Origin of the sequence: Oleiharenicola sp. Vm1 (assembly GCF_047777955.1) — a bacterium.
In the GTDB taxonomy this organism is placed as follows: domain Bacteria; phylum Verrucomicrobiota; class Verrucomicrobiia; order Opitutales; family Opitutaceae; genus Didemnitutus.
Genome location: NZ_CP180537.1, coordinates 62284 through 87637, shown reverse-complemented (window position 1 = coordinate 87637; position 25354 = coordinate 62284). Strand labels below are relative to the sequence as shown.

Annotated in this window: 20 protein-coding genes and 1 pseudogene; 17 read left to right on the top strand and 4 right to left on the bottom strand. The window is 69.4% G+C overall.

The features are described from left to right. Positions 1-66 precede the first annotated feature (66 nt). The 7 genes from atpF (at position 67) to ACMYLB_RS01165 (ending at position 6960) form a co-directional block, all read left to right on the top strand. Positions 67-621: a F0F1 ATP synthase subunit B gene (gene atpF, locus ACMYLB_RS01195; protein ID WP_415909166.1), complete on the top strand. Its 555-nt coding sequence runs from the start codon at positions 67-69 to the stop codon at positions 619-621. Between the two features lie 24 nt (positions 622-645). Further along, positions 646-1038, top strand: coding sequence for a F0F1 ATP synthase subunit delta (locus tag ACMYLB_RS01190; protein ID WP_415909165.1), 393 nt, complete (start codon positions 646-648; stop codon positions 1036-1038). A gap of 28 nt (positions 1039-1066) precedes the next feature. Further along, on the top strand, positions 1067-2596 hold the full coding sequence (atpA, locus tag ACMYLB_RS01185; RefSeq protein ID WP_415909164.1) for a F0F1 ATP synthase subunit alpha: 1530 nt from the start codon (positions 1067-1069) through the stop codon (positions 2594-2596). Positions 2597-2705: 109 nt separating this feature from the next. Then, on the top strand, positions 2706-3581 hold the full coding sequence (gene atpG / locus ACMYLB_RS01180) for an ATP synthase F1 subunit gamma (protein WP_415909163.1): 876 nt from the start codon (positions 2706-2708) through the stop codon (positions 3579-3581). A 35-nt stretch (positions 3582-3616) separates the two neighbouring features. After that, positions 3617-5038: a F0F1 ATP synthase subunit beta gene (gene atpD, locus ACMYLB_RS01175; RefSeq protein ID WP_415909162.1), complete on the top strand. Its 1422-nt coding sequence runs from the start codon at positions 3617-3619 to the stop codon at positions 5036-5038. A gap of 84 nt (positions 5039-5122) precedes the next feature. After that, positions 5123-5530: an ATP synthase F1 subunit epsilon gene (atpC, locus tag ACMYLB_RS01170; protein WP_415909161.1), complete on the top strand. Its 408-nt coding sequence runs from the start codon at positions 5123-5125 to the stop codon at positions 5528-5530. A gap of 128 nt (positions 5531-5658) precedes the next feature. Then, a complete protein-coding gene (locus tag ACMYLB_RS01165; protein WP_415909160.1) occupies positions 5659-6960 on the top strand; it encodes a hypothetical protein in 1302 nt (433 codons plus the stop codon). Here the strand turns inward: ACMYLB_RS01165 and ACMYLB_RS01160 are convergent, their stop codons facing one another. From ACMYLB_RS01160 to ACMYLB_RS01150, 3 genes are read right to left on the bottom strand one after another with little or no spacing between them, the layout of a single operon-like run. Continuing rightward, positions 6961-8547: an N-acyl-D-amino-acid deacylase family protein gene (locus tag ACMYLB_RS01160; RefSeq protein WP_415909159.1), complete on the bottom strand. Its 1587-nt coding sequence runs from the start codon at positions 8545-8547 to the stop codon at positions 6961-6963. 38 nt (positions 8548-8585) lie between these two features. After that, positions 8586-9080, bottom strand: coding sequence for an enolase C-terminal domain-like protein (locus tag ACMYLB_RS01155; protein ID WP_415911134.1), 495 nt, complete (start codon positions 9078-9080; stop codon positions 8586-8588). After that, a complete protein-coding gene (locus ACMYLB_RS01150; protein WP_415909158.1) occupies positions 8984-9676 on the bottom strand; it encodes a hypothetical protein in 693 nt (230 codons plus the stop codon). The genes ACMYLB_RS01155 and ACMYLB_RS01150 overlap by 97 nt, the downstream gene beginning before the upstream one ends. A 112-nt stretch (positions 9677-9788) precedes the next feature. Between ACMYLB_RS01150 and dacB the strand changes: the two genes are divergently transcribed. From dacB to ACMYLB_RS01130, 4 genes are all read left to right on the top strand, one after another. Continuing rightward, positions 9789-11267, top strand: a complete 1479-nt coding sequence (gene dacB, locus ACMYLB_RS01145) for a D-alanyl-D-alanine carboxypeptidase/D-alanyl-D-alanine-endopeptidase (RefSeq protein WP_415909157.1) — start codon at positions 9789-9791, stop codon at positions 11265-11267. Further along, a complete protein-coding gene (locus tag ACMYLB_RS01140) occupies positions 11254-12177 on the top strand; it encodes a phosphodiester glycosidase family protein (RefSeq protein ID WP_415909156.1) in 924 nt (307 codons plus the stop codon). The genes dacB and ACMYLB_RS01140 overlap by 14 nt, the downstream gene beginning before the upstream one ends. 87 nt (positions 12178-12264) lie before the next feature. Further along, a complete protein-coding gene (locus ACMYLB_RS01135) occupies positions 12265-13071 on the top strand; it encodes an acyltransferase family protein (RefSeq protein ID WP_415909155.1) in 807 nt (268 codons plus the stop codon). Then, positions 12990-13406 (top strand): hypothetical protein, encoded by a 417-nt coding sequence (locus tag ACMYLB_RS01130; protein ID WP_415909154.1) that lies wholly within the window; start codon positions 12990-12992, stop codon positions 13404-13406. Before ACMYLB_RS01135 ends, ACMYLB_RS01130 begins: the two co-directional genes overlap by 82 nt. Positions 13407-13522: 116 nt before the next feature. Here the strand turns inward: ACMYLB_RS01130 and nagB are convergent. Continuing rightward, a pseudogene (gene nagB / locus ACMYLB_RS01125) lies at positions 13523-15474 on the bottom strand (glucosamine-6-phosphate deaminase). 84 nt (positions 15475-15558) lie between these two features. On the opposite strand from nagB, the gene ACMYLB_RS01120 reads away from it, so the two are divergent. From ACMYLB_RS01120 to ACMYLB_RS01095, 6 genes are all read left to right on the top strand, one after another. After that, positions 15559-16122: an AraC family ligand binding domain-containing protein gene (locus ACMYLB_RS01120; protein WP_415909153.1), complete on the top strand. Its 564-nt coding sequence runs from the start codon at positions 15559-15561 to the stop codon at positions 16120-16122. Next, positions 16122-16448, top strand: coding sequence for a helix-turn-helix transcriptional regulator (locus ACMYLB_RS01115; protein ID WP_415909152.1), 327 nt, complete (start codon positions 16122-16124; stop codon positions 16446-16448). Before ACMYLB_RS01120 ends, ACMYLB_RS01115 begins: the two co-directional genes overlap by 1 nt. A 203-nt stretch (positions 16449-16651) precedes the next feature. Next, positions 16652-19666, top strand: a complete 3015-nt coding sequence (locus ACMYLB_RS01110) for a TonB-dependent receptor (protein WP_415909151.1) — start codon at positions 16652-16654, stop codon at positions 19664-19666. Between the two features lie 251 nt (positions 19667-19917). Next, a complete protein-coding gene (locus tag ACMYLB_RS01105) occupies positions 19918-22869 on the top strand; it encodes a TonB-dependent receptor domain-containing protein (RefSeq protein WP_415909150.1) in 2952 nt (983 codons plus the stop codon). Positions 22870-22951: 82 nt separating this feature from the next. Further along, entirely contained in the window at positions 22952-23944 is a 993-nt protein-coding gene (locus tag ACMYLB_RS01100) for an N-acetylmuramoyl-L-alanine amidase-like domain-containing protein (protein WP_415909149.1), read from the top strand. 104 nt (positions 23945-24048) lie between these two features. Next, the gene (locus ACMYLB_RS01095) at positions 24049-25248 is read left to right on the top strand and encodes a hydrolase (RefSeq protein ID WP_415909148.1); all 1200 of its coding nucleotides are present in this window, start codon (positions 24049-24051) and stop codon (positions 25246-25248) included. The last annotated feature ends 106 nt before the right edge of the window (positions 25249-25354 follow it).

Genomic DNA, 25354 nt, shown 5'->3' with positions numbered 1-25354 from the left:
AACTGGCGGCGCCGGCCGCACGCCGCGCCGCCAGTCCCTTTTCCCGCCTCCCGTTCCGCTCCCGCCATGCTCTCCCTCTTCCTCGCCACCACCGAAGCTGCGCACGCCGCCGCCGGCGATGCGTCCATCGTCGAGAAGTTCGGCATCGAGCCGAAGTATGTCGTGATGCAGGTGGTCAGCTTCCTGATCCTCTTCGCCGTCCTCTACATCTTCGGCATCAAGCCGACCGTCGCGACGATGGAGGAGCGCAACAAGAAGATCGAGAGCGGCCTCAAACATGCCGAGGAGATGCAGGCCAAGCTCGCCGCCGCCGCGCAGGAGAGCGCCCAGATCGTCAAGAGCGCCCAGCTCGACGCCCAGAAGATCGTCGACGAGGCCCGCAAGTCCGCGAAGGAATTCGTCGACAAGCAGCAGGCCGAGGCCATCCAGCGCTCCGCCGACCTCATCGCCAAGGCCCAGCAGTCGATCGAGCTCGAGCACAAGAAAATGCTCAACGAGGCCCGCGGCGAGATCGCCCGCCTCGTCGTCACCACCACCGAGCGCGTCCTGGCCAAGAAGCTCTCCGACGCCGACCGCGCCGCCTACAACGACACCGCCGCGAAGGAACTCGCGTCGCTCTAATCCGTTTTTCCCGCCGCGCACGCCATGGCCGCCGACAAGCAAACCAAGCTCCTCGCCAAGCAGCTCTTCAAGCTGAGCGTCGTTGACGGCGAGGTTTCCGCCGACCGCGTCGCCGGCGTCCTCGGCTGGATCGAGAAACACGCGCCGCGCCACCCGCTCGCGCTGCTCCAGCTTTACCACCGCCACGTCGCCAACGAGGTCGCGAAGTCCCGCGCCGTCGTCGAGCACGCCGGCTCGGTCGGCGTCGCCACGCTCGCCGCCATCGAGGCCGCGATGACGAAGAAGTATTCCCGCAAGGTCACCGCCGTCGCCAAGCCCAACGCCGCGCTCCTCGCCGGCCTCCGCGTCCGCGTCGGCTCCGACCTCTACGAGTCGTCCGTCGCCGGCCAGCTCGCCGCCCTTTCCGCCTCCGTCTAACCCCACCGCACTTTAAAACCACATCCCGATGAGCAACGTCATCGAACAAATCGAACAACAGATCGCCAAGCTTTCCTCCAAGGCGGTCAAGAAGAACACCGGCAACATTCGCACCGTCGCCGACGGCGTGGCCAAGATCGAGGGCCTCTCCGACGTGATGTATAACGAGATGGTGCAGTTCCCCGGTGGCGCCATCGGCATCGCGCTCAACCTCGAAGAAGACGAGGTCGGCTGCGTCGTGCTCGGCGACGTCTCCGCGCTCAAGGAAGGCGACGAGGTCTCCACCACCGGCAAGCTCCTCTCCGTCCCCGTCGGCAAGGCCCTCCTCGGCCGCGTGGTCGACGCCCTCGGCCGCCCCGTCGACGGCAAGGGCCCGATCGACGCCAAGGAATTTTATCCCGTCGAAAAGATCGCCCCCGGCATCATCGTCCGTAAGTCCGTTTCGCAGCCGCTCTTCACCGGCATCATGGCGATCGACTCCATGATCCCGATCGGCCGCGGCCAGCGCGAGCTCATCATCGGCGACCGCGGCACCGGCAAGACCACCATCTGCATCGACACGATCATCAACCAGGCCCGCATCAACAAGGTCGGCCTCGCGTCGGGCAACAAGGACTTCCGCCCCGTCTACTCGATCTACGTCGCCGTCGGCCAGAAGCAGTCGAACATCGCGCGCACCATCGCCGCCCTCGAGGCCGCCGACGCGCTGCAGTTCACCGTCATCGTCGCCGCGCCCGCCGCTGACAACCCCGCCAACCAATACCTCGCGCCCTTCTCCGGCGCCGCCATGGGCGAGTGGTTCATGGAAAACGGCATGGATGCGCTGATCGTTTACGACGACCTCTCCAAGCACGCCGTCGCCTACCGCCAGATCTCGCTCATCCTGAAGCGCCCCTCCGGCCGCGAAGCGTATCCGGGCGACGTGTTCTATCTCCACAGCCGCCTCCTCGAGCGCGCCGCGCGCCTCGCCGGCAAGGGCTCGCTCACCGCGCTCCCGATCATCGAGACCCAGGCGGGCGACGTCTCGGCCTACATCCCGACCAACGTCATCTCGATCACCGACGGCCAGATCTTCCTCGAGACCGACCTCTTCAACCAGGGCATCCGCCCCGCGGTGTCCGTCGGTCTCTCCGTCTCGCGCGTCGGTTCCGCCGCGCAGATCAAGGTCACCAAGCAGGTCGGCGGCAAACTCAAGGGCGAGCTCGCCCAGTTCCGCGAACTCGCGGCCTTCGCCCAGTTCGGCTCCGACCTCGACGCCAAGACCAAGGCCACCCTCGACCGCGGCTCCCGCATCGTCGAGCTCTTCAAGCAGCCGCAGCTCAACCCGATCTCGATCGAGGTCCAGGCCTCCGTCCTCTGGGCGCTGCAGAAGAATTACTTCGAGGCCATCGAGGTGAAGAACATCGTCGCCGCCGCGAACTCGCTCCGCGAGTTCCTCACCACGCGCAAGGACGCCCTCCTCACCACCATCCGCACCAAGGCCGCCCTCGACGCCGAGATCGAAGCCGGCCTCAAGGCCGCGTGCGACGAGTGGAAATCCACCTTCGCCGCGAAATAAATTACGAAGGACGATTTACGAATTACGAAAATCGCCTCGCCGCGTCGAATTCGTCACCGCTCACCGCTCCGCCAAATCGTCCATCGTAAATCTTAAATCGTAAATCTCGATGGCCTCCACCCGCGACATCCGCCGACGCATCAAGTCGGTCAAGAACACCCGCCAGATCACGAAGGCGATGGAGCTTGTCGCCGCGTCGAAGATGAAGAAGGCGCAGCAGGCCGCGATGGCCGGCCGCCCCTACGCGCAGCTCATGGCCGACATGCTGGCCGCGCTCGCCGGCCGCGTCGACGAGTCGCTCCACCCCTTCCTCGTGAAGCGCGAGGTCAAGACCCGCGGCATTCTCCTCATCACGACGGACAAGGGCCTCGCCGGCCCGCTCAACGCCAACCTCTTCAAGCTCGTCCTCGACGTGAAGGGCCCGGCGAAGTTCGTCGCCATCGGCCGCAAGGGCGCCCAGTTCCTCGGCCGCGCCAAGAAGGACCTCGTGGCCGACTTCACCGTCAGCGACCGCGTCGGCTTCGCCGAGGTGAAGCCCGTCATCGAGTTCATGATGCAGCAGTATCTCGAAGGCGTCATCGACACCATCGAGGTCATCTACCCGCGCTTCAAGAACACGCTGGTCCAGGAGCCCACGCTCCGCCCGCTGCTCCCGCTCACGAACGTCCGCGACTTCGTCGACCACCTGCGCAGCGAGACCGGCCACACCCCGAAGCACGACGAGCGCGACATGCTCTTCGAGCCGAGCGCGCAGTCCGTCCTCGAGGCCCTGCTGCCGTTCTACGTCAACCGCTACGTCTACCAGCTCATGCTCAGCGCCAAGGCCTCCGAGCACAGCGCGCGCATGGTCGCGATGAAGACCGCCAAGGACAACGCCACCAAGCTCCTCGGCGACCTCACTCTCGAATACAACAAGGCCCGCCAGGCCGGCATCACGCAGGAAATCCTCGAGATCGCCGCCGCCCAGTTCTCGGCCGCCTCCTGATCCTTTAACCAAACCACCCCGCCCATCGTTTCGTCATGAGCAACCAAGGCAAAATCGTCCAAGTCATCGGCGCCGTCGTCGACGTGCAGTTCGCCGAGAACTCCGTGCCGCCCATCTACCAGGCGCTCACGGTCGACTTCACCGCCGCCGGCAAGAAGGAGCACCTCACGCTCGAGGTGCAGCAGCACCTGGGCGAAGGCCTCGTGCGCACCATCGCGATGTCGTCCTCCGAGGGCCTCGTGCGCGGCATGCCGGTCGTCGACACCGGCGCGCCGATCTCGGTGCCCGTCGGCGAGGGCGTGCTCGGCCGCATCTTCGACGTCACCGGCAAGCCGGTCGACGAGAAGGGCCCGGTCACCTACACCAAGACCTACCCGATTCACCGCCCGGCCCCGCTGCTCGTCGACCAGGACGTCAAGGCCACGATCCTCGAGACCGGCATCAAGGTCATCGACCTCATCTGCCCGTTCGTGAAGGGCGGCAAGGCCGGCGCGTTCGGCGGCGCGGGCGTCGGCAAGACGGTCGTCATTCTCGAACTCATCAACAACATCGCCAAGGCGCACGGCGGCTACTCCGTGTTCGCCGGCGTCGGTGAGCGCTCCCGCGAGGGCAACGACCTCTACCACGAAATGTCCGATGCGGGCGTCATCAACCAGAAGGACATGTCCAAGTCCAAGGTCGCGCTCGTCTACGGCCAGATGAACGAGCCCCCGGGCGCCCGTATGCGCGTCGCCCTCTCGGCGCTCGCGATGGCGGAATACTTCCGCGACGAGAAGAACCAGGACGTGCTCCTCTTCATCGATAACATCTTCCGCTTCTCGCAGGCCGGCTCCGAGGTGTCCGCGCTCCTCGGCCGCTCGCCCTCGGCCGTCGGTTACCAGCCGACGCTCTCGAACGAGATGGGCATTCTCCAGGAGCGCATCGCCTCGACCAAGAAGGGCTCCATCACCTCCGTGCAGGCCGTCTACGTGCCCGCGGACGACCTGACCGACCCGGCCCCGGCGAACACCTTCGCGCACCTCGACTCCACCATCGTGCTCGAGCGCTCGATCGCCGAGCTCGGCATCTATCCCGCGGTCGACCCGCTCGCCTCCGTCTCGAAGGCCCTCCAGGCCGACGTCGTCGGCGACGAGCACTACAAGGTCGCTCGCGAGGTCCAGCGCGTCCTCCAGCGCTACAAGGACCTGCAGGACATCATCGCGATTCTCGGTCTCGATGAGCTCTCCCCCGAGGACAAGCTCACCGTCTACCGCGCCCGCAAGATCCAGCGCTTCCTCTCGCAGCCGTTCGCCGTCGCCGAAGTCTTCACCGGCACGCCGGGCAAATACGTCCCCGTCAAGGAGACGGTCCGCGGCTTCAAGATGATCCTCGACGGCCAGCTCGACGACGTCGCCGAAACCGACTTCTACATGAAGGGCGGCATCGACGAAGTCCTCGCCGCCGCGGGCAAGAAATAATCCCTCGCCCGCGAAGCACCCGAATTTTCGCCAATCTCATCCATTCGCGCTGATTCGCGTTCGTTCGCGGGCAACTCTGATCCGATGTCTCTCACACTCGAAATCGTCACCCCGGAAGCGAAGGTCTACACCGACACCATCGACTCCGTCGTCATCCCGACGGTCGAGGGCGAGATCGGCATCCTCCCCGGCCACATCCCGCTGCTCACGCAGGTCGCCTCCGGCGAACTGCGCGTGGCGAAGGGGGCGGAGACGCAGTTCCTCGCCGTCAGCGGCGGCTTCGCCCAGATCGAGGGCGACTCCGTCCGCGTGCTGGCCGAGAACGCCATCACCGAGGAGAAGATCGACGAGAACGCGGTCGAGGCCGCGATGAAGCGCGCCGAGCAGCAGCTCGCCGAGGCCAAGGCGCTCGACCCGCAGGAGCTCGAACACCTGCAGAACCTCGTCCGCTACTCCGGCGTGCAGCTCGCCCTCAAGCGCCGCAAGCGCTGAGCGCCTCCGCTGCCCGGTCCCCCCAGCGCGGCTTCACGCCGCGCTTTTCTTTGGGGGCCTCCGCCGGCCGCGGTCCGGCGCGGGCGCAAGATTGCAAACGCCGCGCGGCGCGCCTGAATCGCTCCGCCATGCCCCGCGCCCTGCTTGTTGCCGCCGTCGTCCTCGGGGCGCTGGCGTCGCTCTACCAGGGCTGGGACATGTTTTTCCGCTCGCCGCCGCGGCTGATGCTCCAGGGCACGGACGACAGCTTCTACTATTTCTGGGTGCGCTCCGCGGTCGTCGACGGCGACCTCGACTTCCGCAACGACCTCCAGCGCGCATCCACGATCGACGACCCCGCGCGCGTCCGCGCCCAGGCCGAGCCGCTCACGCCCCTCGGGCGCGTGCGCAACAAATACCCGGTCGGCTGGGCGGTCGCCACGCTGCCGTTCTTCCTCGTCGCCCATGCGCTCGCCCTCGCCACCAGCGGCCCGGCCGACGGCTGGCAGCCGGTCTATTTCATCGTCATCTGGCTCGGGCACGTCGGCTACGCGGTGCTCGGGCTGCTCGCCGCCCGCCGCGTGCTCGCGCACTACCTCGACGCCGGGGCGGCCACGGTCGGCGTGCTCGTCGGCTGGCTGGCCGGCCCGCTGCTCTACTACCAGACCGCGCGCATCAGCATGCCGCACGGCCTCGCCTTCACCCTCGTCGCGCTGCTCTACGACCGCACCCTGGCCGCGGAAAAGGCGCCGGCGGGCCGCGCCGCCTGGATCCTCGGCGGCGCGAGCGCGGGCCTGCTGCTGATCACGCGGCCGATCTGCGCTCCGTATCTGCTCTTTCCGGCCGGCGTGCTCGGCCGCCTGCTGGTCGCGCGGGAGACGCGGGCGACGGCGCTCCGCCGGCTGCCGTGGGCGGTCGGGCCGACGCTCGCGCTCGTCGCCCTCCAGCTGCTCGCGCAACGCCGGCTCCACGGCAGCTGGCGCTTCGACACCTACGACAGCGAGCCGTTCGACTTCGCGCATCCCCACCTCGTGGAGACGTTCTTCTCCCCGCAACACGGCTGGTTCTACTGGCACCCGCTGCTCCTCGTCGGCATCGCGGCGTTTATCGTCGCCGTCCTCCGCGGCCGCCTGCCCCGGACCTGGCTCGTGTCGCTCGCCGTCGTCGCCTACGTCAACGCCTCGTGGTGGTGCTGGTGGTGGGGCTCCTCGTTCGGCAACCGCTCGTTCGAGGGCGCCACGCTCTTCGCCATGGCCGGGTGGGGACTGCTCTGGGCGCAGGCCGCGCGCGCGGGCCGCGCCGTGCGCGCGCTCATCGGGCTGGGCGTCACGGCGAACGTCCTGCTGCTGGCGCTCTACATGGGAGGCGCGATCAGCCGCGGCGATCCGGTCACCTACCCGGAGATGCTGGCGGCGCTGCTGCGGCAGCTCGCGCGGGCGCTCCCCGGCTGATCAATGCGGCACCGGGGCCGGCGGCGTGTGCCGCAGCGCCTGACCGGGCCGCGCGCCGGTGTGCTCGCCGTCGCGGATCACGAGCACGCCGTTGACGAGCACGTAGGGCACGCCGACCGCGTAGTGGTGCGGATCCTTGTAGGTCGACGGATCGCCGATCTTCTCCGGGTCGAAAACCGTCACGTCGGCCCAGTTGCCGGCCTGCAGCACGCCGCGGCCGGTCAGCTGGAAATGCTCCGCCGGCAGGCTGGTCATCTTGCGCACGGCGTCCTCGAGCGTGAGCACGTGCAGCTCGCGCACGTAGCGGCCCAGCACGCGGGCGTTGTTGCCGTAGCCGCGCGGGTGGGGGACGCCCTCGCCGAAGACGCGCTCGCCGCTGTCCGAGGCGATCATCGTCATCGGGTGCTTCATGAACACCTGCAGGTCGTTCTCGGCGATGCCGTGGAACACGCCCTGCGCGCCGCCGCGGCGCTCGATCTCGAGGATCACCTCGATCTGGTCGTCCAGCGAGTCGGAGCCGCGCAGCTTCTTCGCCGCCTCGACGATGTTCATGCCGTTGAGCGTGCCGTCGCCGCGGAACGACGCCACGACCGCGTAGGCGTAGTCCAGGCGGCCGCGGCCGAGGATGTTGCGCTTCATCTTCGCCACCAGGTCGGCCTTGCGCTGCGGGTCGGCGAGGATGGCGTTGAACGTGGCCGTGCCGCCGTCGAACGCCTCGTCGGGGATCAGCTGGCGCATCCTCGTGCTCGAGGCGGTGTAGGCGTATTGATCCTGGCAGACGTCGATGCCCTCGGCGCGCGCCCGGTCCAGCAGGGCCAGCACCGCGGCGGTGCGCCCCCAGGAATTCTCGCCGGAAAGCTTGATGTGCGACACCTCCGCGCGCACATGCGCCTCGCGCGCGATGCGCAGCACCTCCTCGATCGCCTCGAGGATCTTCCCGCTCTCGCTGCGCATGTGGCTGGCGTAGATGCCGCCGTAGGGCGACGTCACCTTGGCGAGCTCCACGATCTCCTCCGTCTTCGCGAACGTGCCGGGCAGGTAGATCAATCCGGTGGAGAGGCCGACCGCGCCGTCCCGCATCGCGCGGTCGACGAGCCGCTTCATCTCCGCCAGCTCCGTCTCCGTCGGCGGCCGGTCGAAGATGCCGTGCATCGCCGCCTCGCGCACCGTGTTGTGGCCGATGAAGGTCGCGACGTTCGGCGAGACGTGCTGCTCGTCGATGCCCCGGAAGAACGCGCCGATGTCCAGCTTCGAGCCGCCGCAGTTGCCCACGACGATGCTCGTCACGCCCATGCGGAGAAAATGCTCCGATCGCGGCAGCTTCTCGACCAGGTCGTCCGAGTGCGTGTGCACGTCGATGAAGCCCGGCGCGACCACCAGTCCGTGCGCGTCGAGGCGGGTCGTGGCGGTGCCCGTGATCGCCCCGATCTGCGCGATCTTGCCGTCCTTGATCGCGACGTCGGCCGCGCGAGCCGGTGCGCCCGTGCCGTCGACGACGCGGCCCCCGGCGATGATCACGTCGTAGTCGGCGCCGCGCGCCAGCACTGCCAGTCCCGCCGCCACCAGCCACACGCCGAGTCGATTCATGCCGGGCAAGATTCCGGAAATCGCGCCGCGGGCGAGCCTCATTTGTGGCGGGGAACTACGCCATGCCCCGCCGTGATGTGCGCGACGGACAGCCGGCCGCCGGTGGCGCGGTAGCCGCCCTCGAACGGGTTTTCCGCCAGGAACCACGGGGTGTCGAGGTCCGCGAACTGGAAGCCGCCGAGCCCGCAGGCGAAGCAGGCGGAGAAGGTCATCGCGAGGATCGACTCGACGTTGCCGCCGATCATCAGGCCGAGGCCGCGCTCGCGCGCGACGCGCACGATGTCGAGCGCCGCGGCCACGCCGGCCTTCATCAACTTGATGTTCACGACGTCGGCGGCGCGGGCGTCGGCGATGCGGGCGACATCCTCGCCCGAGCAGGCCGCCTCGTCGGCCGCGACCGGCCAGCCGCAGTCCTCGCGGAGGGCGCGCATGCCGTTCAGGTCGTCCTTCGGCAGCCATTGCTCGAGCAGGGCCGGCGTGATCTGCGCGGCGCGCAGGCCCCGGACGAGTTCGCGGGCGTGCTCGCGCGCGATGCCGGCGTTGCCGTCGAGAATGAGGGGGCGTCGGGCGCGGCGGCGGCGATCGCACCGACGCGCTCGAGGTCGTGCAGCGCGCCCTTGGGGCCGCCGACCTTGACCTTGATCTGCCGTATGCCGCGCCGGCGGATCGCGCGCGCGTCCTCCGCCGCCTGCGAGGCGGTGCCGGTCGTCACGGTCATGTCGGTCTCCAGCTCCGTGCCGGCGCCGCCGAAAAACTGCCAGAGCGGCTGGCCGCGCTGGCGGGTGAGCGCGTCGAGCAGCGCCATCTCGAAGGCGCACTGGGCGGAGCCGCAAGCCGCGCCGCCGGCGTCGCGCGCCCAGCGGGCCACGGCGAGCCAGTCGGCCGCATCGCGGTCGATCACGGCCGCGCGCATCGCGGCGAGCGCGCGCAGCGCGTCGGCCTGGGTCTCGCCGTTGTAGGGCGGCAGCGGCGCGGCCTCGCCGTAGCCGACGGTGCCGTCGGCGAGTTCGACCCGGGCCAGCACGTTGTTGGCGGCCGGTTGCGCGCCTCCGGAGATGCCGAACGGCACGAAGAGCGGGATATCGAGCGGGGAGAACGTCAGATCGCGGACCAGCGCGGGGGAACTCACGGTCGCAGAGCACAGCGCGGCGCCTTCCCTCAGGCAAGTCACACCGCCCTAGCCGAACGGCCGAAGCTCCGGCGTTGCCTCGCGCGCGGCGCTCTGGCTGAGTGCGCGCGCGATGACGCCCTTACCCCGTCTGCTGCTCGTGCTGCTCGCGTTCACCGGTTCCGCGCTGCTGCGCGCCGCCCCGCTGGCCGAGGAAATGTCCGCCTACCTCGCGCAGCCGCGCTTCGACGGCGCGATGTGGGGCGTGGAAGTCATCTCGCTCGACCGCGGCCAGACGCTCTTCGCGCACCAGCCGCACCTGCGCCTGAGCCCCGCCTCGAACTCCAAGCTCTACACCGGCGCGCTCGCGCTCGCGCGCCTCGGCGCCGACTACCGCATCCGCACGCCGCTGCTCGCCACCGCCGCCGTCACGCCGGCGGGCGAGTTGCCGGGCGACCTCGTGGTCGCGGGCCGCGGCGACCCGAGCTGGGGCGCCCGGGAAAAGAAGCCGGAGTTCTGGTCGGTCTTCGCGCCGTTCGTCGCCCAGCTCCAGCGCGCCGGCGTGAAGCGCATCCGCGGCGACGTGGTGGCCGACGGCACCTGGCTGCGCCAGCCGCCCGACGGCGCCGGCTGGACGGTCGACGACATGAATTACGACTACGGCGCCGAGATCTCGGGCATCACCCTGCTCGACAACTTCGTCACGCTGCGCGTCACGCCCGGCGCGGCGCCCGGCGAGCCCGGCGCGTTCGAGGTGCTCGAGCCGCTGTCGGGCCTGACCTTCGTCAACCACACCCGCACGCTCGCGGCCGGCGCCACCGCGACGGTCGAGACCCGCCGCGCCGCCGGCACGACCGTCGTGGAGATCGTCGGCGGCGTGGCGGTCGACGCGAAATCCGCCGCGACCGAGGCGCCGGTGCCGCGCCCGGCGCAGTGGTTCGCCGTCGCCCTCAAGGCCGCGCTCGAGCGCGCCGGCATCCGCGTCGACGGCCAGGCGCGCAGCGCCGTCTGGCCCGAGCCGCCGGCGCGCGCCGCCGTGCCGCTCGGCGAGATCGTCTCGCCGCCGCTGCGCGACCTCGTCGCCGGTTTCATGAAGCCGTCGCAGAATCTCGAGACCGACCTGATCTTCGGCCACCTCGGCGAGCTGCGCCGCGACGCGAAGACGCCCGCCGACCGCCGCAGCGACGAGCTCGCGCTCGAGGCGCTGAAGGAATTCGCGGCCGAGGTCGGCATCGCGCCGCACGACCTCATCTTCGAGGAGGGCTCCGGCCTCTCCCGCAACAACCTCACCACCGCCGACGCCACGGCGCGCCTGCTGGCCTTCATGGCCCGGCACCGCGAAGCCGACGCCTTCCTCGCCTCGCTGCCCATCGCCGGCGTCGACGGCTCGCTGCACCGCCGCCTGAAGGGGACGCCGGCCGAGAACAACGTCCGCGCCAAGACCGGCGGCCTGCGTTGGGCCGCCTCGCTTTCCGGCTACGCGACCCTCGGCACCGGCGAGCGCGTCGTCTTCAGCTTCATGCTCAACCGTCACGTGCCCGCCGGCGGACGCCGCGCCTGGCAGGAAATCGACGACCTCACCCTGATCCTCGCCAACCATGGCCGCCCGTAACGCCCTCCGCCTCCTCGTCCTGCTGGCTCTCGCGCTGCCGTGCGTCCGCGCCGGCGAGCCTCTCGTCTTCGGGGCGATCGAGACGCAGACCGCCGCCGGACCCCTGCGCGGCCTGTGGGCCAAGGTTCATCTCGACGATCCGGCCGTGCGCGTCGGCGCCACCGAGCCGCTGACGCCGGCCGCCGGCGATCCCGCCGGCACGGAGGTGAAGCTGCTCCCGGTGAACGAGTGGGCGCGGGCCCAAGAGGCCACGCTCGCGATCAACGCCAGCTTCTTCGCCATGATCAACCCCAAGCCCGGTCCCGGCGAGGACAAGGTCCGCTACACCACCGGCGCGGCCTCGGACATCCGCGGCCTGAGCCAGGGTGCGCACGGCCTCGTCTCGCCGCCGCGCGTCATCCACGGTCGCGGCGATCCCGCGCTGCTCGTCTACGCCGGCCGCGCGCGCGTCGCCTACGCCACCGCCGCCGACCTCGAGGGCGTCGTCTGCGCCGTCGCGGGGATGGGCCCGACCGACGACGGCAAGCAACCCGGCACGCTCCTCGTCGAGGCCGGTCGCAACCGCGGCGCCACCGCGCGCGTCGCGCCCCAGGTCCGCCACCCGCGCACCGCCGCGGGCGTCACCGCCGACGGCCGCACGCTGATCCTGCTTACGGTCGACGGGCGCCGGCCCGGCGCCAGCGTCGGCGCGACGCTGCCGGAGATGGCGGATCTCATGCTCGAGCTCGGGGCGCACGACGCCGTGGCCCTCGACGGCGGCGGCTCGACGTCGTTCTTCCTGAAGCGTGCCGACGGCACGTTGCTCACCAACCAGCCCAGCGACGGCGAGTGGCGTCCGGTCGGCAATCACCTCGGCGTCTGGGTGCGCTGGCCGGAGCCGGTTGCGCCGAAGGAGAAGAAGGCACGATGAGCGCGGCGTGCCGCGGCCAGGACCAAACTCCGCCCGCCTCGTCCGCCGCTCCCGGCCGCCTCCGCTCACCCTGAGAAACGTCACCGCATGAAATCCGGCGAACGACTCCTCTCCCTCGATGCGTTCCGCGGCGCGACGATCGCGGGCATGCTGCTCGTGAACAATCCCGGCTCGTGGAGCGCGATCTACCCGCCGCTCGAGCACGCGAAGTGGCACGGCTGGACGTTCACCGACACGATTTTCCCGAGTTTCCTGTGGATCGTCGGCGTGTCGCTGACGCTCTCGACCGCGCGCCGCGTCGAGGCCGGCGCGGATCGCGCGCAGCTCTTCCGCCACGTGCTGCAGCGCGCCGCGATCATCTTCGGGCTCGGGCTGCTGCTGGCGGCGTTCCCGTTCGGCCTGCTGCCGACGCACCATCTCTCGTTCGCGACGCTGCGCCTCCCCGGCGTGCTGCAGCGGATCGCGGTCTGCTACCTCGTCGCCAGCGCGATCTTCCTGCGCACGGGCTGGCGCGGCCAGCTCGCTTGGGCGGGCGCGCTGCTGCTGGGTTACTGGGCGCTGCTCGCGCTCGTGCCGGTGCCCGGCTACGGACCGGGCGTGTTGGAGCCGAAGGGCAGCCTCGCGTGGTGGATCGATTCGCATCTGCTCGCGGGCCACACATGGTCCGGCGCGCCGGCGCCGGGCTTCGACCCGGAGGGATCCTTTCCACGCTGCCCGCGATCGCCACGGTGCTGGCCGGCACGCTCGCCGGCTACTGGCTGCGCGGCGCGCGTGCGCCGGCGCGGACCTCGCTCGGCCTGGTGGCGGCGGGCGTGGCGCTGCTGGCGCTCGGCACGGCGTGGGGCGCGGTGTTCCCGATCAACAAGAACCTCTGGACGAGCTCCTACGTGGTGACGATGGCGGGCTGGTCGGCGCTGTGGTTCGGCGTTTTCCACTGGGCGATCGACGTCCGCGGCTGGCGCGGCTGGGCGCGGCCGTTCGTGTGGTATGGCATGAACGCGCTCGCGCTGTTCGTGCTCTCGGGACTCGTGGCGCGGCTGCTCGGCCTGATCCAGTGGACCGGCGCGGCCGGCGCGCGGGTGAGCCTGAAGGGCGCGATTTACGACACGCTCTTCACGCCGTGGCTGAGCCCGGTGAACGCCTCGCTGGCGTTCGCGGTGAGCTTCGTGCTCGTGTTCTTCGCCGTGGCCTGGGCGATGTGGCGCAAGCAGTGGTTCGTGAAAGTGTAGCCCATGTAGGGCGGGGTCTCCTGACCCCGCCACAGTCGTTACGAACGCATCGCATTGCGGCGGGATCAGGAAACCCCGCCCGACATGCTACAGGGTGCGTGGCGCGACGGATTCGCTCAGAACGCCGCGTTCTTCACGAATTCCTCCGGCGCGTAGCGGCGGAAGGCCTCGATCGCCTCGTATTCGGCCAGGCCGAGGGCGTTGTAGGCCTGGGCCAGGCGACGGCTGCGATCCTCGGTGCGCTGCCAGAACTCGCGGCGGTCCTCGCCGAGGAAGAGCGCCTGGTCCTTCTGCGTCTCGTGGCGGAAGATGGCGCGGCGGCGGCGGAGCACTTCCTGCGGGCTGAGCGGCACGGCGAGGTCGATCTCGTCCAGCGGCCACTCGGCCCACGCGCCGCGGTAGAGCCAGAGCTCGCTCTGGTCGAGCCAGGCGGATTTCTCCGCCGCGGCCTGGGCGAGCGCGTCGCGCAGGACGTGCAGGCAGAGGCGGTGCGTGCCGTGCGGGTCGTCGAGGTCGCCGGCGGCGTAGATGAGGTGCGGCTGGACGCGCTCGAGCAGCTGGCGCAGCCGCGCGACATCGTCGGCGCTGTAGCGGCGCGTGCGCGGCGCGGCGCCGTAGAAGGGCAGGTCGAGGAAGTGCAGGCGGGTTTCGGGCACGCCGCAGACGCGCGCAGCGGAGATCGCCTCGTGGCGGCGGATCAGGCCCTTCCAGCGGGAAAGCTCGGCGGAGGGCGCGGCGGTGCCGGCGGTGAGCTCGCTGCACATCGCGTCGAGCCGCGCGCGGTTGGTGGCGTCGGTCAGCCCGCTGTCGCGCACGAAGGCCAGCACGCGCCACGCGGCCTCGTCGGACACGGCGTTGGCGCCGGAGACCTCGTAGGCGATGTGGACCTCGTGGCCGTGGTCGACCAGGCGGCAGAGCGTGCCGCCCATGGAGATGACGTCGTCGTCGGGGTGGGGCGAGAGGACGAGCACGCGCTTCGGGAAGACGTTGGCGGATTTCGCCCGCAGGGGCCGCACGGGCGCGTCGCCGGGCTTGGCGCGCTTCGGGTCGCGGCCGCCGGGCCAGCCCGTGATCGTGTGCTGCATCTGGTAGAAGCCGACGAGGTTCGCCTCGTAGGCGGAGCCGTGCGCGCGCAGCAGGTCCTGGAGGCCGGTTTCGTTGTAGTCGTCGTCGGTCAGCTTGAGGATCGGCTTCTGCCGCAGTTCCGAAAGCCAGAGGATGGCGCGGCGCGTCATGCGCTCGTCCCAGGCCAGGCCCTGCTCCTCGAGCGGGCCGAGCAGCCACGGCGTGCGGTAGCGCGTGAGCGAGCCGGCGGCGGCGGCATCGAGCACGAACGTGGCGTGCGCGTGCTCCTGGAGGAACGACGCGGTGACGTGCGAGCTGACCTCCTGCTCGATCGCGGCGCGCACGATGTCGGCCTTGTGCTGGCCCCACGCCATGAGAATGAGGCGGCGGGCGTTGAGGATGGAGCGCACGCCCATCGTGATGGCGTAGCGCGGCGTGTGGGCGTCGCCGCCGAAGTCGCCCGCGGCGTCGCGGCGGGTGAGGGGTCGAGCGCGACGAGCCGGGTGACCGAGTGGCGCGGGCTGCCGGGCTCGTTGAAGCCGATGTGGCCGGTGCGGCCGATGCCGAGGAGCTGGAGGTCGATGCCGCCGGCGGCCTGGATCGCGGCCTCGTAGGCGGCGCAATGCGCGTCGACCTCGCTCTTCGGCACCACGCCCGAGGGCACGTGCGTGCGCGCCGGGTCGATGTCGATGTGATCGAACAGATGCTGCTGCATGAACCGCCGGTAGCTCTGCGGGTGCGTCGGCGGCAGCGCGAAATACTCGTCGAGGTTGAAGGTCGTGACGTTCTTGAAGCTGAGCCCCTCCTCGCGGTGCAGGCGCACGAGCTCGGCGTAGACGCTGACCGGCGTCGAGCCGGTGGCCAGGCCGAGCACGCAGGCGCGTCCCTCGGCGGCGCGCGCGCGGATCAGCGCGGCGATCTCCGCCGCGACGGCCCGCGAGGCCTCGCGGCTGTGGGCGAAGACGGAAATCGGCGCGTGTTCGAAACGGCAGCGTTCGAGCAGGGGAGCGGGTTCATGGGGAGGCCGGTAGAATAGGGCTGGCGCCCGCGGCGACAACTAGCAGAAACGACGAAGTTTTTGACGAAAATGCCACACTCCGCCAAGCCCGACCTGAGCAAGCTCGTCTCCAAGCTGCCGCAGCCCAACTTCCAGCTCCTCGGCCGCCGTCCGGCGCCGCTGCCGCTGCCGGCCAACATCGTCTGCTTCCAGCGGCAGCGGGCCGACGAGCTGAACAAACCCCGCCGCGGCCGCGCGCTGCACCACCGCTTCGTGCTGATCTGCGCCCTGCGCACGGCGGTGACGGTCTGTGTCGACGACCGCAACCTCCGCCTCAGCCCCGGCGAGGCGCTGCTGGTCTTCCCGTTCCAGTTCCACCACTACACCCAGCCGCAGCGGCCGGAGATCTCGTGGCTGTTCGTCACCTTCGAGCTGAACGACGCCGAGCCGCTCGCCGCGCTGCGCTACCGGCCCTTCGCGCTCACCCCGGCGCTGCGCACGCTGGTGGCGGAGCTGGTCGAGGGCTACGAGACCGAGCGGACGGAGGAGCTGCCGGTGCTGCTGCTGGCGCTGCTGCTCGCGCGCATGCGCCGGATCAAGCACCCGGCGCCGCACCACGCGCCCCGCCGGCGCCCGAGCCGGACCAGGGCCTGATGATCCGCATCAACCAGATCGCGCAGCGCACGGGCGCGCCGCCGAGCATCAAGGAGCTGGCGCGCGCGCTCGGCATCAGCTCGAGCCACCTGCGCGCGCGCTTCCGGGCCTCCTGCGGCGTGAGCATCGGCCGGCACCTGCGCCGGCTGCGGCTCGAGCAGGCCTGCGGCCTGTTGCGGCTCGGCCCGCAGCGCGTGTCCGAGATCGCGGAGCAGTGCGGCTTCGGCTCGATCTACAGCTTCAGCCGCGCCTTCCGGCTCGCCTACGGCATCTCGCCGCTCGCCTTCCGCCACAGCGGCAAGGCCGCGCCCGGCCGGCGGACCTGACACCGGGGCGTTTTCCCATTGTCAGAAATGATGAACTTTTTGACGAAAATGTCAGAGGGCTTTTCGGTTTCCCTCTGAGTCCGGCGCCGCGTCCGAATCGGCGAAAGAATTCGGCTTGGACGGCGCCGCGGTTGGTCCTAACCGGAAGCACCAACACCTCGGCCGCGACCCCCTCGTCACCACGCGGCCAACTACTGCACACCATGAGCATCCAGAACGTGAGTCGCACTCCGTCCCTCCGGCTATTGCGCATTGCAATCGGCCTTTTCGTCTCCGCCGTCCTGACGCTCGGCGCGTCTGCCGCCGACACCGCCCGTGTGTCCGGCACCGTCGTCAGCAAAAGCACGGGCAATGCCCTCCAAGGCGCGCAGGTCACCGTCCAGGGCCGCTCCGGCTTCACCGACGAGAGCGGTCACTTCGTGATCTTCGACGTCCCGGTCGGCAACGCCCAGGTGGTCGCCACCTATTCGGGCTTCAAGGATCTGACACAGGACATCGTCGTCGCCGCCGGCGCGCCGTCCGACCTCACCCTCACGATGGAAACGTCCGACGTCGTGCAGCTCGAGGCCTTCACCGTGCAGTCCGTCAAGGAGGGCCAGGCGCTCTCCGTCACGCAGCAGCGCAACGCCGCCAACGTGAAGAACGTCGTGGCGCTCGACGAGTGGGGCATCCTGCCGACGCAGAACATCGGCGAGCTCTTTTCCCGCCTGCCCGGCATCTCGTTCACCATCGACGAGGACAACCTGATCAACAACGTCAGCGTGCGCGGCATGCCCTCGAGCTACACGCGCCTGAACGTCGACGGCCTGCCCACCACCGGCGTCGGCGGCGACGGCCGCAGCGCGACGCTGCACTCCTTCTCCGCGGCGAACTACGAGCAGATCGAGGTCATCGCCGGCCAGACGCCCGACAAGCGCGCCGATTCGCTCGGCGGCCAACTCAACCTCAAGACCCGCTCGCCGCTGGCCATGACCGAAAAGCGGCGCGTCACCTACAGCGTAGGCGCCCGCTGGTCCGCTCCCTGGGCCGACCGCAGCGTCCAGCGCAAGAAGCACCCCATCCAGCCCGTCACCAGCTTTTCCTACCAGGAGCGCTTCGACGTCCTCGGCGGCACCAACAACCTCGGCATCTCGATCAACGCCTCCTACTCGGAGATCGTGAACATGATCGTTTACGACAGCTTCTTCTACCAGGGCACGACCGATCCGACGGTTACCCCGGCGTTCAACGACTACACGACCCAGGCCGGCCAGAACACGCGCTTCATCACCGGCATGAACATGCGCGCCGACTATCGCGTCTCGCCGCGCACGACCTTCTCGCTGCGCTTCCTCTACAACACCGGCTCCGAGCCCTACTACGACCGCGTGAAGATCGACCCGCTTGGCAACACCACCGTCGGCACGACCGGCACCGCCTCGATCCTCCCCGGCTTCACGGAAAACCGCACCGAGCTCCGCCCGACCGGCACCGCCGGTGCCACCCGCATGGACCTCGATATGTGGCGCTTCGGCTTCTACAGCAAGAACCCCACCGGCACCTTCGTCGGCGAGCACGATCTCGGCGCCCTCAAGCTCGACTACGCCCTGCGCTGGAGCAACACCCGCTGGCACTCCGCCGCCGGCCGCGACCGCCAGGGCGGCCAGCTGACGATGCGCGCCGACAACATCGGCTTCATCCTCGATAAGTCCAACCTCGACGGCCAGGTGTTCACCCAGACCGCGGGCAAGAGCGTGTTCGATCCCGCCAGCTACACCTCGAACATCGTCTTCACCAAGCGCGACACCGTCACCCGCACGAACGAGGTCACCGGCTCCTTCAACGCCACCTACACCCTGCCCACCGCGATGCCCATCGTGGTCAAGGCCGGCGCCGACAGCGTCAACCGCCGCGTGAACAACTTCCAGGTCAACCCGCGCCGCTGGACCCGCAACGTCGACCCGAGCCCCGCCTCCGGCTCCCTCGCCGGCGCGCAGATCCCGCTCAGCGGCTACGCCCTCATGGAGCTCACGCCGTTCGAGGTCAAAAACGGCAATGGCCTGCGCATTCCGATCTTCGACCCCGTGGCGGTCAGCAAGGACCTCGGCGACACCACCAAGTGGACCGAGGACGTCGTCTACGCCGCGCAGCAACCCTACGTCAACCGCCGCATCCTCGAGGAGGGCGTCGACTCCGCCTACGTCCAGGCCACGGCCAAGTGGGGCAAGCTCACGATGCTCGGCGGCACGCGCTTCGAGGCGGTCCAGGTCAACACCTTCAACTACATCAAGCGCTTCTCGACCTCCACGACGGTCGAGCCCGATCCGGTCAAACGCGCCGCCATCGACTACCAGGGCCACTACAGCAAGGGCACCTACGACAATTATTTCCCGAGCGTCCACTTCGCCTACGAGATCACGCCGAGCCTGAAGGCGCGCGCCTCCTGGTCCACCAGCTACGGCCGCCCCAGCCTGGCGCAGCTCGTGCCGTCGATCAGCTTCAGCGACGCCAACCAGACGGTCACCGCCGGCAATCCCGCCCTGAAGCCGCAATACGCGAAGAACATCGACCTCAAGCTCGAGTATTATCCGAAGACCGGCGGCGTGGTCTCCTTCGGCGTCTTCCAGAAGAAGATCACCGACTACATCATCAACCGGACCCTCGCCGACAAGATCGGCTCCGGCCCGGACAACGGCTTCGAAGGCAATTTCGAAGGCTACACGCTCACGGCGCCGGTCAACGCCGGCGACGCCAAGCTCCAGGGCTGGGAGTTCGATTACCGCCAGCGCTTCACCTTCCTGCCCGGCCTGCTCAAGGGCCTCGGCTTCTCCGCCAACTACACCTGGCTGCGCACGACCGGCAACTTCGGCGCCGCGACCGAGATCGCGCCGAACGACGTCCCCGGCTTCATCCCCGAGACCGGCAACGCCCGCCTCACCTACAACTACAAGAACCTCGGCCTGTCGGCCGGCGTCAGCTACACCGGCGAACACATCAGCGGCGCGGGTGCCGAGCCCGTCTCCCCGCTCACGCCCGCTCCGGCGCGCCTCTACCGCACCAGCCTCACCACTTACAACCTCGGCGGCACCTACCGGCTGAACCCGAACATGACGCTGTTCATCGACCTGAACAACATCACGCAGGACGGTCCCGTCGCCTACCGCTCTATCCCCTCCCGCATGCGCCTCGTTTACCTGTCCGACGTGACGGTGAACTTCGGCATCAGCGGCCAGTTCTGAGCGCGGGTTGAGCCTGCTTCCCCCGGGGCGCCCTCGCGGCGCCCCTTTTTTTCGCCCGCCGCCGCCGCTTGTCCTTTTGGCCCAGCCGCCGGGCAAGGATTCTGCTTGGACCGCTCGTCACTTCCGCTAAACACCACACCGCGGCCCGCCGAACCCGGGCCTCGAACACACACCTCACGGGCCAGCCGCGCGCGCACGCACACGTGTGCTGGGCTCGTTGCGAGCTTAGTCCAACCCAACACACGAAACGTATGAACGCACGTTACTCCCGGAGTCGTTACCTCACGCTCGCGGCCTTGGCCGCCGCCGTGGCGACTTCCTCCGCGGTGGCCCAGACCGCCGCCGCTCCGCTCGACGAAAAGAAAGACGAGGCCGTCAAACTCGAGAAATTCATCGTCACCGGCTCCTCCATCAAGCGCCCCGCCGACGAGGGCGCGCTGCCCGTCTCCGTCTTCACCAAGCTCGACCTCGAGCAGGAAGGCATCGCGAGCGCCGAGCAGCTGATCATGAACCTCAACATCAACGGCAACGGCCTCGACAACCTCGCGTCGAACGCCGACGTCGTCGCCGGCGCCCAGCGCGGCAACAACGGCGCCACCGCCGCCAACCTCCGCGGCCAGGGCTCGAACGCCACCCTCGTCCTCCTCAACGGCCGCCGCGTCGCCTCGCACGGCCTCAACGGCGGCGTGGTCGACCTGAACTCGATTCCCTTCGCCGCCATCGAGCGCGTCGAGGTCCTCAAGGACGGCGCCTCCGCCGTCTACGGCACCGACGCCATCGGCGGTGTCATCAACTTCATCACGAAAACCGACTTCCGCGGCCTCGTGGCCAACGCCTCCTCCGACATCACCGAGGACGGTGGCGGCAACATCTTCCGCTACTCGCTCGTCGGCGGCTGGGGCAACCTGAACAAGGACGGCTGGAACGTCATGGCGTCCCTCTCGCTCGCCGACCACAAGATGCTCCGCGGCGACCAGCGCGACTTCGTCAACACCTTCCAGCCCGAGCGCGGCATCTCGCCCGACACCCGCGGCACGCCGATCGCCACCCTCTTCACCGTGGCGAACACCACCACCGTGCTCGGCACCAGCTCCGCCAACCCGGTCGACCCCGCCAATCCCGCCATCCGCGTGAACGGCATCAACATCGTCGACCTCCCGACCAACACCGCCGGCTACGCCGGCCTCGACGGCATGGGGCCCTACCAGGAAATCCTCTGGGGCGTCACTTCCGCCTCGGGCAACGGCAAATACGGCTCCGCCTGGGACACCGGCCGCGCCGCCGTCCTCCAGCAGCCGGTCAAGAACACCAACTTCGTGGGCCGCGGCTCCTACAAGCTCGGCGAACACCTCCTGACCGTCGAGGCCGTCGTCGGCCGCTCCGACTCCAGCAAGAGCTTCTCGCCCAACCAGTGGACGTCCGCCGCGCTGACTTCGAGCGGCGCCCAGACCACCACCACGACCGCCAACGGCACCGTCGTCCCCAATCCGCTCTCCGGCATGTTCTACCCGAGCACCGGCGCCGACTACAACCGCGTCTTCAACGCCCTCGTCGCCTACTTCCCCGCGCTGGAAATCTACCGCGGCCAGCCGATGGCCTTCCGCTGGCGCTCGCTGCCCGGCGGCAACCGCGAGATCCGCACCATCTCCGACACCCGCCGCTTCCTCATCGGCATGGAGGGCCCGCTCTCCGGCCTCGGCAAATATCTCTCCGAGTGGGAATATCGCTCCGGCCTCGCCCAGTCCCAGAGCAAGTCGAAGTCGCAACTGCTCAACGGCTATTACTACACCGTGCCGTTCGCCAACCTCATCAAGACCGGCGTGCTCAGCCCGTTCTCCTATGAGCAGTCGCAGGCGGCGATGGACGGCCTGAAGGCCGCCTCCGCCACCGGCGTCCAGCTCTACGGCGGCACCTTCACCACGACGTCTGCCGACATCACCGCCTCCGGCCCGCTCTTCCACCTCCCGGCCGGCGAGATCCAGGCCGCCATCGGCTTGGACTACCGCAAGGAGGAATACGAATTCAAGGGCGACCAGCGCAGCAACGTCAGCACCGCCGACTCGCTCATCTTCAACGTGCCCTTCGACAACGCCCTCGCCACGGCCGGCACGCTCAGCCGCACCGTCAAGGCCGTCTTTGCCGAAATGCAGGTCCCCATCATCAAGGGCGTCGACCTCAACCTCGCCGGCCGCCGCGACGACTACACCGGCTTCGGCTCGACCACCAACCCGAAGGTCACCCTGCGCATCGCGCCGACGGACAAGATCCTCCTCCGCGGCTCCTACAGCACCGGCTTCCGCATCCCGACCTTCAAGCAGCAGTTCGACCCGTCCTTCGAGTCGATCTACGCCGGCGCCGACCTCGTCGATCCGGTCACCGGCCTGCCCATCCCGGCCAACAGCCTGAACACGATCAGCGGCGGCAAGCCCGACCTGAAGCCCGAGGAGGCCAAGATGTTCTCCTACGGCGTCGTGTTCTCCCCGATCAAGAACATCACCTTCGGCGCCGACTGGTGGACCGTCAAACGCGACGGCACCATCCAGTCGCTCGGCACCTCCGTCATCCTGGCCAACTACCAGCTCTTCCCCGACCGCATCATCCGCGCGGGCGGCGCCGGCACCCCGATCACCCAGATCGACGTCCGCCCGCTCAACGCCGGCGAGACCGAGACCAGCGGCGTCGAGTATACCGGCCGCGGCGAGTTCGACCTCTTCGGCGGCAAGATCATCGGCGACGTCAACATCTCCCAGCTGCTCAAGAAGCGCTCCAAGCTCATCGCCTCCGCCCCCTGGGGCCCCAGCGAAGTCGGCCGCTTCACCCGCGCCTCCGATATCGGCCTGAAGTGGAAATACACCGCCGCCGTCTCCTACCGCAAAGGCAAGTGGACCGGCCGCCTCACCCAGATCTACCGCGCCGGCTACATGGATTACGTCCCGCCGGGCATCGCCAACGGCACGTTCCTCCAATACGCGCCGCTCTACAACCCGAAGGTCGACGAATACGTCACCTACAACGCCAGCCTCACCTACAAGTGGAGCAAGGACGTGACGATCGTCGCCGGCATCAAGAACCTCTTCAACCAGGATCCCCCGTTCTCGATCGCCTACGACACCAACACCGGCGCCGGCAGCTCGTGGGAACCGCGCATCGCCGATCCGCGCGGCCGCGCCTACACGCTCTCGGTCGAATACAAGCTCTTCTAACCGCGCCGGGCGCCCTTCGCCCGCGTCACCACACTCTCGAGGGGCGATCCATCCGGGTCGCCCCTCTTTTTTCCCCTCCCCCTTGAAATCACTCCTCCTCACCTCGCTCCTCGCCGGCACCGCCTTCGTGCGCGCCTTCGCCGCCGATCCCGCCCCCGCGCCCGCCGCCGACCCGCTCGCCGCCCTCGCTGCGAAGCCGCTCTACCAGTTCACCGAGCTCGAAGTCGGCGCCTACCTCGCCCACCTCCACGCCGCCGAGCCCGACCTGCGCCAGCGCATCGTCCACCTCGCGCGCAAGAACCTCGGCCAGCCCTACGAGCTCTACCTCCTCGGCGAAATGCCGTTCGAGACCTACGACCCGCAGCCGCTCTACTGCCTGGGCAAGAGCGATTGCCTCGTCTTCACCGAGCACACGCTCGCCATGGCGCTCACGAGCGACTGGACGGGCTTCATGCGCCTGCTCCAGCGCATCCGCTACCGCGACGGCCAGATCGGCGTCGTCACCCGCAACCACTTCACCGAGACCGACTGGAATCCCTCCAACCGCTGGCTCGCCCGCGACGTCACCGCCGAGCTCGCCGGTCCGCGCGCCGTGAAGTTCGACGAGAAGATCGACCGCACCCGCTTCCTGAAAAACCGCTACAAACTCACCGTCTCCATCCCGGTCGAGGATCACCGCGACACCTTCTTCCCCTACGCCGACGCCCCCACGCTCGCCGCCCAGCTCCAGGACGGCGACATCATCGAGGTCGTCCGCGGCGTCGTGAAGAAGGGCGCGCCCGCCAACGACATCTTCGGCGGCAGCGCCTGGATCGGCCACGTCGGCCTCGTCGCCCACGGTCCGGACGGCACGCTGCACATCATCCACTCCTCCGAGCCCAAGGTCCGCGAGGAGCCGCTCACCGCCTTCATCGCCCGCGAGACCGCCCACAACGCCGAACGCGACGCCGCCGGCAAGCCGCGCCTCCTCGGCTTCAAGTTCCTCCGCCTCGAGGCCGACCCGCTCGCCAACCTCAGGCAACTCGACGGCCCCGACGCCCCGCGCGTCACCCTCCCGGGCGGCGGCCGGCTCTGAGCGCGTTTCTTTCCGCTCCCGCGTCGCGTTCTAATTTCTCCCGTCCCCGCGCCGGCCCGCATCGCGCGCTGGCGCGATTCCGCTAGGGTCCCTCTTCCGTCCGCATGATTCCCGCCTCCATTTCCGCCCTCGCCTCCCGTCGCGCCGAGTTTTCCGCCCTGCTCGAGCGCTGGGCGGCGATCAACTCCGGCTCCAGCCACGGCGCCGGCCTCGCCCGCATGGCGGCCGAGCTGCGCGCGACCTTCGCCGGCGCGTTTCCGACCGCGCAGTTTGAGGAACTCGCGGCCGACGCGCCCGGCTACAACCCGCCCGGGGCGAAGGCCCTCCGCTTCCGCCTCCGGCCGCAGGCGCCCCTCCAGGTTTTCCTCTGCGGCCACTACGACACCGTCTACGGCGCCGACGACCCGTTCCAGACCTGCCGCTGGCTCGACGCCGACACGCTCAACGGCCCCGGCGTCACCGACATGAAGGGCGGTCTCGTCGTCCTCCTCGCCGCGCTCCAGGCCTTCGAGCAGACGCCGCACGCCGCACAGATCGGCTGGGAAATCCTCCTCACGCCCGACGAGGAGACCGGCACGCACGGCACCCGCGCCTACTTCGAGGACGCCGCGAAGCGCCACCACTTCGGCTTCGTCTTCGAACCCGCGCGTCCGAGCGGCGACATCATCCATTCCCGCAAGGGCACCGGCGGCGCCATCGTCACCTGCCACGGCCGCGCCGCGCACGCCGCGAAGATTCCCAACGACGGCCGCAGCGCCATCCTCGGCCTCGCCGCCTTCGCCCTCGCCGCGTCGAAGATTCCCGCCGCACTGCCCGGCACGCTCGTCAACGTCGGCAACATCAAGGGCGGCTCGCCCGCCACCAACGTCGTGCCCGACCTCGCCCAGGCCGAGCTCGACCTCCGCGTCACGCAGATGAGCGACGAGCCGCAACTCTTCGCCCGTCTCCGCGCCGTCGCCGACGAGGTCGCCGCCGCCTACGAGGTGAAGTTCGACCTCAACCTCTGGCTCAACCGCCCGCCGAAGGAGAACCACGCCGTCGAGGCGGCGCTCTTCCCGGCCTTCCAGCGCGCCGCGACGGACGTCGGCCTCAAGCCCTTCACCTGGGTCCACGGCGGCGGCGCCTCCGACGGCAACTTCCTCGGCGCCGCCGGCCTCCCGTGCTTCGACGGCATCGGCCCCGAGGGCGACCACCTGCACAGCGCCCGCGAATACTGCCGCGTCGCCACCCTCGCGCCGCGCGCCGCCAACGTCGCCCTCTTCCTCCATCGCCTCGCCAGCGGCGAGATCCCGTTCCCGCGGTAGCCCGCGCCCGGCGCGCCGCCCGGTAGGGGCGGTTGTCCCAACCGTCCTTTCCCGCGCCCGCGAAAAAATCCGCCGAAACTTTGTCACCGCTTCGGCCTTTCCGGGC